Source organism: Actinoplanes rectilineatus (assembly GCF_000962825.1).
In the GTDB taxonomy this organism is placed as follows: Bacteria; Actinomycetota; Actinomycetes; order Mycobacteriales; family Micromonosporaceae; genus Actinoplanes; species Actinoplanes rectilineatus.
In genome coordinates this window covers 1-11,227 of record NZ_JZKF01000146.1, presented here as the reverse complement: position 1 = coordinate 11,227, position 11,227 = coordinate 1, and the positions used below count along the sequence as shown (strand labels likewise).

Genomic DNA, 11,227 nt, shown 5'->3' with positions numbered 1-11,227 from the left:
GCCCACGCCGCCAATCCACGACGGCCGAGCCGGCCCTCCGGAACGGCGGCTGACCGGACCGCCCACAGCGAACGCACTCGCGGTCGGCACCGGCAGGACTGGCACGCTGTGCACCATGGAGCCGTTGAAGGTCACGTACGACGAGGTCGCCGATGCGGCCTACATCTACCTCCAGGCGCCCGGCACTCGGGTGGCGAGGATGTATCCATGTGATCCCGTCGACGTGGACGGCATGATCAACCTGGACTTCGATGCCAATGGCCGCCTGATCGGTCTTGAGGTGCTGGACGCACGGGCGAAACTCGCGCCGCAGCTCCTGACGCAGGCCGAGAACATCACGCGGCGAACCACGGGCGGACAGTAGCGCACCACCCCGGTTCGCGACTGGAAGAGAGCACACCGTGCGGCAGATGAGGACGTCACCACCAGAGCCACTGGGCGTTGTGGCGATGCTGCTGGATGGTGGGGATCGTGTCGACTATTCCGGCGCCGCGGTGTTCCTTGGTGGCATTTCGGCATGCGACGCGGGCTGCTTGCCGCTCCCGGCTGGTCCAGACATGGTCGATGAACCAGCGAGGTGGGCCCCCGCCACCGACCAGGAGGCGCAGTCCGGTTCGCCGGTGATGCGGACCGTCTCTGTCCGTGCGAGACATGATTCTCCCCTTTCGGAGCCGCGTGTGCGGTCACCTAAGTGGGATGGGATGCGGCGCTCATTCCTGCGCGACGGTCGACAACCATGACTCGCAGAATAGTCGGAGCCATCCGCTCATCGGCAGATCAGTCGGCCCGATTGGTGCGGGGATGAGGTCGGGCCGGCCGAAGAACAGGACTCGTCGGAGGCAGGCTCTCGCAGTGGCGGATTGTTCCACGGGCAGGCGCGTCTGGAGGACGACCTCGGTGTCGGGGAGATTCGAGGCAACCGCGGCCTACCCGATGAACACCATCGGCGCATCGTGATACCTGCCAGATGGCCGGGGGCGGAACACGCTGTGATGGGCGGTAGTGGTCAAAAGCAGAACGCGGCCCGGACTGTGGTGCTGAGATTGCCGGATGGGTGTTCGCGTCTTGCTGGATGAGGATCGGGTCTTCGTGACCTACCACTCGGCGTCGGTGTTCAGCGGCGATGACCTGTTCGAGGAGGACTACGACCTCGAACAGGCCTGGACGGGGCAGAGCAACGGGCTCTGTGGTGCCGCGGTGGAAGGGCTGCTTCTTCTGAACGTGGGTCAGCACACCGGGTGGGTGCCTTTCCGGGTGGAGTTGCACGCTGGTGAACCGTCCGTCGACGACCGGTGGGAGGACATAGTCGACGTGTCGTTTCGGCCGGCCCGGGACTCCGTTCACCTAGCCGGCCTGGACGGCGAGGCGTACCCGCTGGTGCTGCCGCGGCAGGACTATCGGGTCCGCTATCTGGCGTGCGGCCTCGATGAGGCCCAGGCCGAGGACGGGCGCGACGCGTACCTGATGCAGCTGTGGCCGGCGCCGCCGGCCGCAGACCGGATCGTCAGACAGACCAGCGAACAGGCCGCTTACTGGCATCGCTCACACCGCCCGCCCACCCCGCAGGAGGAGGCCGAGGAGAACCGGCAGTAGACCGAGGCACAAGCCGCCCAAGACCGGGAGAGGTGGGGCGAACGGGTCCCCAACGAACGCCTCCGTAACGCGCACGGTTCGGCCCTCGACCTGATCTCGGCGCTGGACATCGACCTGGAGTTCCGGCAAACCGGTTCGCTATCTGAGCCGCGACCAGCGTTAACGGCTGCCGCGGCGGACGATGTACTTCTGGTAGTCGGGGACGGCTACCAGGACCGTCTCGACCAGTTCGACCACGCGGGCGAAGTTCGTCAGGCGGTCCAGCATCACCTCGGTGGCGACCGTGCCGCGGCCGATCAGCACCAGGCCGTTGGTGGCCACCAGGTCCTCGGCGAGGCGCATGCCGACTTCGAGTTCCTTGGTGTTCACCGTCTTGGTGACGTCCTTGGCCGCCTGCACGCCCTTGACCTTGCGCAGGGCGGTGAGCACGTGCTGCGGGCAGATGCCCTTCTCGTCGAGGGCGCTGATCGCGTTGGCGTCGGTGATGCCCCGGCTCTCCAGGGATTCGAAGTCGATCGCGGTGCGCATCACGCCGATGCCCGATTCGACCAGTGGGGAGCGGCCGCCGTCCGGGGCCGGTTCACCGGCCAGGCCGAGGATCATCGCGACCACGTCCTGCATGTTCGGGATGTCGTGCAGCAGGCGGGCGGCGACCCGCGGCATCGCGTCGATCATGGCCTGTTCGTCGGTGTTCAGGGGGAGGCCGCGTTCGCGTTTCTGCAGGACCGCGGGCGGCACGGTGACCGCGCCGAGTTGCGCGGCCATCGCCGCCACCTCGATCTCCCAGTGGGCGTCGAGTTGCAGTGCCCCGCACAGTTCGGCGACCAGGGTGCGGATCCGGCCGGCGCGGGCGAACACCACCGGGCTGGCCAGTTCGAGGACGCCGAACAGGGCCTGGATGCTGGCCCGTAGGGTCTGGTCGAGTAGTTGCCGCTCGCCGACCGCCTGACCGTTCTGGGCGACCGCGTCGTGCACCGCGCCGCGCAGCTCGCCGGTGCTCGCCGGTTTGAGCAGGTAGCGGTAGACGCCCCCGGAGTTGATCGCGGCCATCGCGGTGTCGATGTCACCGGCGCTGGTGTGCAGCACCCGGGTGGTGTCCGGGTGGTCGATCTGCAGGTGCCAGAGCAGTTCGATGCCGTCCATGCCGGGCAGGCGCAGATCGCAGACTACCGCGGCGACCGGCCCGCTCTCGGCCAGGACCTGGAGTGCCTGTTCGCCGCTGGTGGCGGTCACCAGCCGCAACGAGCGGCCCAACTGGGACACCAGCTCCCGCAGGACGCCCTCGTCGGTGTCGACGAGCAGTACCGTCGGTTTGCCCTTGTCGGAGGTGGGTGCCCGGTACAGGTCGTTGTCCTGGAACAGGTCGGTTTTCATACGAGCCATATCGCCGGATCCGGGCACGGCCTGAGTGATGTGTCACCGCGATCCCACCCGGCCGAAGTCCTCAGTCCGCTTCGCTGGACGCCGAATTTCGGAACAGGCCGACCGCGGATCCCCCGCCCGACTCACCGGAGAACGCATGCAGATGAGCGCAGTAGGGGAAGACGCCCGCCTCGCGGCGGTGCACAGCTATCACCTGCTGGGGGCGCCACGGCCGGTCGTGCTCGACGAGCTGACCCGGCTGGCCAGTGCGGTCTTCGAGACGTCGATCTCCACGGTGACGCTCGTCGGCCGGGAACGCCAGTGGTTCGCCGGCAACACGGGCATGCCCTGCGACGGCGGCGACCTGAACTCCTCGTTCTGCCGGATGGTGATGGACCGCCGGGTGTCGCTGGTGGTGCCGGACGCGCTCGGGGATCCGGAGCACCGGGACTGGCCGAACGTGGTGGGCGCCCCGCACATCCGGTTCTACGCCGGGGTGCCGCTGGTCGACGAGGACGGGCACGTCCTGGGGGCGATGGCGGTGATGGACGACCGGCCCGGCGAGGTCGGCGACCGGCAGATGGACATGCTGGCCACGATGGCGCGGCAGGCCGCCGGGCACCTGTCCGCGATCCGCAACCGGCGGCTGCTGGCCGCGGTCGGTGACGAGCTGTCCCGGGCGATCAGCCGTGAGGAGGATTTCGTCGCGGCCGTCTCGCACGAGCTGCGCACCCCGGTGACCACCATCCAGGGATACCTGGAGCTGCTGGTCGACAACGACGAGCTGGCGCCGTACCAGCGGCTGATCGACCCGATCCAGCGCAACGGCGAGCGCCTGGTCCGGATGGTGGATCACCTGCTGGCCGGTACCCGCCCGGCCGCCGCGCCGCTGCCGCTGCTGCGGGCGCACACCGACCTGGTGGCGGTGGCCGAGGCGGGGGTGGCCGCGGTCCGGGTGACGGCCGACCAGCGGGACGTGCGGATCGAGGTCGAACCGGCCGAGGGCACGCTCAAGGTGCCGGGTGACTTCACCCGGCTCAGTCAGGCCGCCGAGCATCTGGTGCGCAACGCGGTGCTGTTCAGCCCGACCGGCGCCCGGGTCACCGTCCGGGTGCTGCCCGGCGCGATCGAGGTGACCGATGAGGGCGCCGGCATCCCGCCCGACGAGCTGCCGCACGTGGCCGAACGGTTCTTCCGGGGCCGGCACGCCCGTGAGCAGGCCGTACCCGGTGTGGGTCTGGGTCTGAGCATCGCCGACCGGATCATGCGGGCGCACAACGGCACGATGAGTGTCACCTCGGCGGGCGCCGACCAGGGCACGACCGCGCGGATCACCATGCCGGTCTGACCCGTTCCTGCCGGTTGCGTCCCGCTCAGACCGATCCGTGCGTTGCCGATTCTTCAGGCGACGTACCGGTGCGATCGAGGAGACAACCATGGCGGTCCTGCGTCGTCTGCGGCTGGCCGGGCGGCTCGGTGCGGCGTTCGCCGTCGTTCTGGTGCTGCTCGGTGTCGCGGTCGGCATCGGTGTCGTGGCCTTGAACGCGCAGGCCGGCGCGGCCGCCCGGATGCGGACCCTGCAGACGCTGATGCACCAGGTCGACGAGCAGAAGTACTACGACGGGGACATCTCCGGCTGGCAGGTCGCCTACGTGTGGGACGTCTACCGGCTGGGTCCGGCCAAGGCGCTGGCGGCGACCAGTGACAACCGGGCCGGGTTCCTCGCCGACGCGGAGAAGCTCAAGACGCTGCTCGCCGAGACCGACACCGTCGCGATGACGGACGCCGAACGCATCGTGTTCAGCAACCTGACCACGCTGTGGACCGACTATTTCACCACCGATGACAAGATCGTCGCCTTGTACGCCGCCAACAGGATCGCCGCCGGCGACGCGATGGTGCTCGGGGACGGCTACGACATCTTCTTCAAGATCGTCGAGGGTACGGATCAGCTGGTCGCGTCGGTGACCGCGCGGGCCGACCAGGCCAGCACCGACGCGCAGGCGGACGCGGCCTCCGCGCGTACCATCATGATCGTTGTCTTCGTCCTTGCCGTCGCCGCCGCGGTGGCCCTCACCATCCTGGTCACCCGCAGCCTCACCCGCCCGGTCGCCGGTCTGGTCCAGGCGCTGCAGGCGATGGCCCAGGGCGATCTCCGGGTACGCCCGGACACCTCCGGCACCGACGAGATGGCCGTGATGGGCCGCGCGGTGGACGAGGCCGTCGCCGGGGTCCGCGCCACGGTGCTGGAGATCGTCGACAACGGCGGCCGGCTCACCGCGGCCTCCGAGACGATGCGGCAGGTCAGCAGGCAGATCGACGCCGCCGTGGCGGACGCCGACCAGCAGGCAGCCCTCGCCTCGGACAGCGCCCACGGCGTCTCCGGCAACGTGCACACGGTGGCCGCCGGCTCCGAACAGATGGGCGCGGCGATCGGCGAGATCTCCCGCAACGCCGCCGACGCCGCCCAGGTCGCCTCGGACGCCGTCGGCGCGGCCCGGGCCACCAGCGACACCGTCAACCGGCTCGGCGACTCGTCCGCGCAGATCGGCGACGTGATCAACGTGATCAGCGCGATCGCGGCGCAGACCAACCTGCTCGCCCTGAACGCCACGATCGAGGCGGCCCGGGCCGGCGAGGCGGGCAAGGGCTTCGCCGTGGTGGCCAGCGAGGTCAAGGACCTGGCCCAGGAGACCGCCCAGGCCACCGAGAAGATCTCCCAGCAGGTCGCGGCGATCCAGAGCGACACCGGCCAGGCCGTCACCGCGATCGACGAGATCAGCCGGATCATCGAGCAGATCAGCGACTACCAGACCACGATCGCGTCGGCGGTGGAGGAGCAGAGCGCCACCACCGGCGAGATGAACCGGGGCGTGAGCGAGGCCGCGGCCGGCGTCAACGACATCGCCGCGAACATCGCCGGGGTAGCGAGCAGCACCGCCTCCAGCCGCGAGGCCGTGAGCCTGGCCGCGCGTACCGCCGAAGAGGTCCAGACCCTCGCGGACGATCTGCGGGTCACCGTCGGCCGCTTCTCTGTCTGATATTGACCATCATCGTTGAGATCCTTATCGTCTGACTCACGTTGTCGGAGCGAGGGGACCGCGTTGAAGACTTCCCGCCTGCTGTCATCCGGACTCGTCGCCCTGCTGCTGCTCGCCGGACCCGTTCCGGCCCGCGCGGCGGCCGCCGACGGCACCCAGCCCTATGCCTCCTACTGGCATCCGAACAGCATCCTGAACTGGGATCCGGCCACCGACCCGGACGCCCGGTTCAACCGGTCCCGGGTGCCGCTCGCCGCGCGCGCGTCGGACCCGGCCCTGCGGGCGAACCCGAACGCCCACGCCGGTGAGGGCCGGATCGCCTCGCTGGTGTCGTTCGCGCCGACCTCGAACAACCCGTCGCAGGGCGCGCCCGACCCGAACTACTACGCGTTCGGCTACTGGCAGTACATCGACACCCTGGTCTTCTGGGGCGGTTCGGCGAGCGAAGGACTGATCCTGGCCCCGAACGCCACCGTCATCGACGCCGCACACCGCAACGGCGTGAAGGTGTACGGCACCGTCTTCTTCCCGCCCGCGGCGTACGGCGGCCAGATCCAGTGGGTCCGCGACTTCGTGCAGAAGTCCGGCAGCGCGTACCCGGTGGCCGACAAACTCGTGCAGGTCGCCGAGCACTACGGCTTCGACGGCTGGTTCATCAACCAGGAGACCGGCGGCGGCACCGCGGACCTGGCCACCGAGGTGCGCAACACCCTGCGGTACGCGCGCTCCCGCGGCCCGGTCGAATTCATGTGGTACGACGCGATGACCGAAAGTGGCAGCGTCTCCTGGCAGGACGGCCTGAACGCGTCCAACGACGCGTTCCTCCAGGACGGTGACGCCCGGGTCAGCGACACGATGTTCCTCGACTTCGGCTGGAGCGCCACCAAACAGACCACCTCGCGGACCAACGCCCGCGCCCTGGGCCGCAGCGAATACGACCTGTACGCGGGCATCGACACCGAATCCAACGGCTACAACACCGGCGTCACCTGGAGTTCGGTGTTCCCCGACGGGCAGCCGCACGTGACCGGACTGGGCCTGTACCGCCCCGAATGGACGTGGAAGTCCAGCAGCTCCCGCGCCGACTTCCACGCCCGGGACGCGCGGTACTGGGTCGGCGCGAACGGCGACCCGTCGAACACCGGCACCACGTCGTCGTGGAAAGGCCTGGCGGCCTACGTCGCCGAATCCACCGCGATCACCGCGAAACCGTTCGTGACCAGCTTCAACACCGGGCAGGGCGACTTCTACGCGGTCGGCGGGCAGCGGGCGGGCGCCACCGGCTGGAACAACCTGTCCCTGCAGGACGTGCCACCGACCTACCGCTGGGTGGTCCAGTCGGCCGGCACGAAACTGGCGCCGAGCATCGACTTCACCGACGCGTACGAGGGCGGCAGCTCCCTGAAACTGTCCGGCAGGCTCGACGCGGCGAACACGGTCCGGCTCTACCAGACCCGGCTCCCGGTGGCCGCCGACACCCGGCTGTCCGTCGCGGTGCGGACCCCGGCGGCAGGGCCGACCCACCTGTCCGCCGCGGTGTCCTTCACCGACGACCCGGCGACGTTCGTGACGCTGCCCCTGGGCGACACCGACAGCACCGACTGGCAGATCAAGACCATCGACCTCTCCGAGTACGCGGGACGCACGATCGCCCAACTGGGCCTGCACGTCTCCGGGGCCGCGGACGCGTACTCGGTCAACGTGGGCCGGCTCGCCGTGTACGACGGGGAGGTCGACGCGGTCCCGCCGCCCTCGGAGCTGACGGTCCTCGGCGCGTCGAGCGTGTCGGCGACCCGCCAGTCACTGCGGCTGTCCTGGACGGCGGCGCCGGGCCCGATCCACCACTACGACGTGTTCGCGCGCGACGGTTCCGGCACCCGGGTCCACCTGGGCGGCACGACCGGCGACGCGTACTTCGTGCCCCGCTTCGACAGCCCCGCCACTCAGGTCGAGGTGGAGGCGGTCGGTGTCGAGGGCGGCCGTTCCTCCGCAGTGGTGGCCGAGGTCGCCTGGCCCTGATCCCACGCGTAGTCGAAGGTGCCACTCTCGACACGGCCGATGAGTACTTCGACGTCGTCGGCCTGGTGGATGCCGCTCACCCACCCCTCGCTGGTGATGTCGACCATCAGCACCGGCGAGGGATCCCGCCGCAGGTCGAGGGCGAGCTGCTCGCGGCCGCCGCTGTGACCGATGACGGCGATACCGGGGTGCGCGCCGGTGCCGGCGTCCCACGCCTCATGCAGCTCGAGCATCTCGCGGGGAGTGAGCAGGATGAGGTAGGCGCCGCTCGCCAGCTGCCCCTGCCGGAACCAGGCCGGGCTTTGCAGATAGTCACGCCACGCCTGCGGGAGCGGCCGGCCCAGGGCGTCAGCGGCCTCGTCGAACTCGTCGTCGCCGACCGGTCCGCGGAACTCGGCCTCCTCGTCGTTCACGCCGCCATTCTGGTACAGCCCCATCTCTTGCTGCTAGGCATGGCAACACCGGCCTCCAGGGTAATCCGAGCCCGTGGACAGCGCCGAAGATCGGTGGCGCTGTACGACCCGGGCCCGGACGGCCCACGCGGCTTCGAGTTCCAGCGCGACCTCCGCGACCACGACGACCCGGCCGCCTGGCAGCCCCCGGTCTACTGCGTCGTGACCGGTGACCACGACGTCCACTACGGCGGGATCCTCGCGGTCACCTGGCAGGCATCACGATGCACGATGCTCTTCACCGAGCAGGCTGCGGCCGCCTTGAACCTCCCCGGCACCGAGCTCATCCTCCAGTTGCGCCTGACCGAGGAGCAGTCCGTCACGGCGAGGGCCGGCCTCGAACGGGTCCTGTCCTTCGGAGCCCCCGACCTCATCCCCGCACTGACCGGGTTCGACTGATCCACCGATGTGAGCGCGCCCGGAACGACGACTTCGGTGCGCCAGGAGGATCGGCTCAGTACTCGACGCCGGCTCGGGCTATCAGGCCGATGGCGGTGTCGAGGGCGATCGCCCGGGCGAGCGTGAAGGCCTGGCCGGCTGCTTCGGCCTTGGCACGTTCGGCGCCTTTCTTCTCGGACGCCGTGCGCCCGGGGACCGGAAGGATGTCGCCGTGATACTGCATCGCGGCCACCGCGGTGAAGGTCGTCCAGGATCCCCAGGGGAGATCCTCCCTGTTTTTCACCAGCTCGGTGACGGCATCGACGCGGGATTGCCTCTGCAGCATGCGCGAGGCCGAGGTCCCGTACCCGGAAAGGATCTCCTCCGCCCTCTCGGCATGGATCTCCCGGCCCCTGCGCAGTCGCTTCGGCACGTCCGGGAGGCTTCTCGTCGGGGGGCAGGACAACAACGGTGTCTCCGGCAGTGCGGCGTCATGGCGGCGACGCAGCTCCTGGCTGATCGGAAACATCAACCCGATGGCGAAGGGCGCTGAATTCAGCTGTGGTTCCGGGATCCCGGGTTCCATCTCCCGGACCATCTCCTTGACATGCGCCGCCAGAAGGTTCTCGAATGCGAACAGCCAGATGGCTCCGGTGGTCCGCTCCACTCCGGGCAGGAGCAAGCAGACGGTGTCCGTGACGTCCCGGCGTACCGTTCGGGCCAGAATCCGGGACGTGAGCGGGGGCATACCGAAGTTTTCCAGGTCATCCGCGTCTTGATCGTGCGGCAGGACCCGCTTCACCCATTGGGCCAGAGCCACGTGCGCGTTCTCCGTCCATTGTCTGCGACGTGCCGGGCCCGTCAGTCTAGACGTAGGGTGCCCGCCCTCAGGTCGTCTGAAGCTGCTCAAAGGAGACACGCCTTCTTCCGCCGCTCAGAAGGCGCGCCCGGCCCGGTCCCTCCCGTGCCCCGGCGGGTAGGCAGCACGCGCTGCAGTCGCCGTCGACGACTCAGCGGGCTGCTCTGTCGTGGAGCCGGGTGGAGGTCAGAGGGCGATCGGACGATAGGCGAGCACTGCATCGACGATTTCCTCCGCCGTTGCGTTCGCCAGTTCGGATGGCGGGTGGAAGATCAGGCCGCTCGCACCCGGCATCACGGTGTTGCGATCGAATGCTGCGATGTACCAGGCGTCGGTCGGGTCGGCGAGGATGCGGCGCACGATCTCGACCAGCTCGTCACGGGTGATGTCGGGCACTCGGACCGGAGGCGATGTGCACGCCCACTCGATCAACTCTGCACGGCCCGGCGCTCCGCAGCGGTAAGAGAAATCTTCGACCGCGAAGCTGTGGCCGGTGGTCTTGTTGAACGTCTCGAGAGCGGCGGTGGCATCTGGGCTGATGCGGCTTGGCCGGACAGTTGCGGGTAGCGGACCCGTTTCGGGCGGGGTCGAGGCCATCCACCACCGGGCCATGGCAAACGAACTCAACTGCCGCTGTCCGCGCTCTGGCCTGGCGTGGCCGCGGCCGATCCAGCGGGCGGCTGCGGCGCGGCGTCGCGTCGTGCCGGCGTGAGAGCGTCGGTGACGTTCGCTCGGTTCGGGAGCTGTTCCGAAATGGGCTTCACACCCACCACGGGTGTGGACAGCGTCGTCATACCTATGCCCCGAACCGCCGTGTCGCATTGAGGTGCGTACTCGGCTGCCGCCGAGCGGGTGATCGATGTGCGGCCACCAGCAACGCGTACGAGTATGAAGTCCCTTGATCGGGTGCGCCCGGCGCTAGCAGGGGCGCTCTCAGCCCTCGGCGAAGCCCGGTCGTCGGTTAGGGTCCCGTTCCTGACCGGAATCCACCCCCAGACAGGCCGGGGAGGCAGCTGCATTACGGAGTTGGATCCCTCGGATGCCGGACGCACCCAGGCCAGGATAGTGGCGCCGGCAGGGTTCCCGCGCACTCACATGTCGCATATCGGTGGTTCTCTACGGGTGTGCCCTCTTTCAGTAGCGAACCGGGGTGGTGCCGTTACCGTCCGCCCGTGGTTCGCCGCGTGATGTTCTCGGCCTGCGTCAGGATCTCCGGCGCGAGTTTCGCCCGTGCGTCCAGCACCTCAAGACCGACCAGGCGGCCATCGGCATCGAAGTCCAGGTTGATCATGCCGTCCACGTCGACGGGATCGCACGGATACATTCTCGCCACCCGAGTGCCGGGCGCCTGGAGGTAGATGTAGGCCGCATTGGCGACCTCGTCGTACGTGACCTTCAACGGCTCCATGGTGCACAGCGTGCCCGTCCTGCCGGTGCCGACCGCGAGTGCGTTCGCTGTGGGCGGTCCGGTCAGCCGCCGTTCCGGAGGGCCGGCTCGGCCGTCGTGGATTGGCGGCGTGGGC

General features: G+C 69.2%; 11 protein-coding genes. 6 read left to right on the top strand and 5 right to left on the bottom strand.

What is annotated here, in order from left to right:
• The coding region (locus WH85_RS44755) for a DUF2283 domain-containing protein (RefSeq protein ID WP_211275645.1) at positions 1-364 on the top strand (364 nt) is incomplete at its 5' end.
• Positions 365-1,065: 701 nt separating this feature from the next.
• Positions 1,066-1,593 (top strand): hypothetical protein, encoded by a 528-nt coding sequence (locus tag WH85_RS44750; protein WP_052721277.1) that lies wholly within the window; start codon positions 1,066-1,068, stop codon positions 1,591-1,593.
• A 159-nt stretch (positions 1,594-1,752) separates the two neighbouring features.
• Here the strand turns inward: WH85_RS44750 and WH85_RS44745 are convergent, their stop codons facing one another.
• Positions 1,753-2,976 (bottom strand): response regulator, encoded by a 1,224-nt coding sequence (locus tag WH85_RS44745; protein WP_245674372.1) that lies wholly within the window; start codon positions 2,974-2,976, stop codon positions 1,753-1,755.
• Between the two features lie 142 nt (positions 2,977-3,118).
• Between WH85_RS44745 and WH85_RS44740 the strand changes: the two genes are divergently transcribed.
• The 3 genes from WH85_RS44740 to WH85_RS44730 all read left to right on the top strand — a co-directional run bounded on the left by WH85_RS44740 (position 3,119) and on the right by WH85_RS44730 (position 8,015).
• Entirely contained in the window at positions 3,119-4,303 is a 1,185-nt protein-coding gene (locus WH85_RS44740) for a sensor histidine kinase (protein ID WP_045748310.1), read from the top strand.
• Positions 4,304-4,391: 88 nt separating this feature from the next.
• Positions 4,392-5,996: a methyl-accepting chemotaxis protein gene (locus tag WH85_RS44735; RefSeq protein ID WP_045748303.1), complete on the top strand. Its 1,605-nt coding sequence runs from the start codon at positions 4,392-4,394 to the stop codon at positions 5,994-5,996.
• Between the two features lie 63 nt (positions 5,997-6,059).
• Positions 6,060-8,015 carry an endo-beta-N-acetylglucosaminidase gene (locus WH85_RS44730; protein WP_083449744.1) on the top strand — a complete coding sequence of 652 codons (1,956 nt, stop codon included), beginning with the start codon at positions 6,060-6,062 and terminating at the stop codon, positions 8,013-8,015.
• Here the strand turns inward: WH85_RS44730 and WH85_RS44725 are convergent.
• On the bottom strand, positions 7,940-8,428 hold the full coding sequence (locus WH85_RS44725; protein WP_157411616.1) for an SMI1/KNR4 family protein: 489 nt from the start codon (positions 8,426-8,428) through the stop codon (positions 7,940-7,942). The genes WH85_RS44730 and WH85_RS44725 overlap by 76 nt on opposite strands.
• 93 nt (positions 8,429-8,521) lie before the next feature.
• On the opposite strand from WH85_RS44725, the gene WH85_RS44720 reads away from it, so the two are divergent.
• A complete protein-coding gene (locus tag WH85_RS44720; protein ID WP_045748301.1) occupies positions 8,522-8,866 on the top strand; it encodes an Imm10 family immunity protein in 345 nt (114 codons plus the stop codon).
• A 55-nt stretch (positions 8,867-8,921) separates the two neighbouring features.
• Here the strand turns inward: WH85_RS44720 and WH85_RS44715 are convergent, their stop codons facing one another.
• The 3 genes from WH85_RS44715 to WH85_RS44705 all read right to left on the bottom strand — a co-directional run.
• Positions 8,922-9,647 (bottom strand): hypothetical protein, encoded by a 726-nt coding sequence (locus WH85_RS44715; RefSeq protein ID WP_157411615.1) that lies wholly within the window; start codon positions 9,645-9,647, stop codon positions 8,922-8,924.
• A gap of 243 nt (positions 9,648-9,890) precedes the next feature.
• A complete protein-coding gene (locus tag WH85_RS52605; RefSeq protein WP_211275644.1) occupies positions 9,891-10,301 on the bottom strand; it encodes a hypothetical protein in 411 nt (136 codons plus the stop codon).
• Positions 10,302-10,863: 562 nt separating this feature from the next.
• The coding region (locus WH85_RS44705) for a DUF2283 domain-containing protein (protein ID WP_211275643.1) at positions 10,864-11,227 on the bottom strand (364 nt) is incomplete at its 5' end.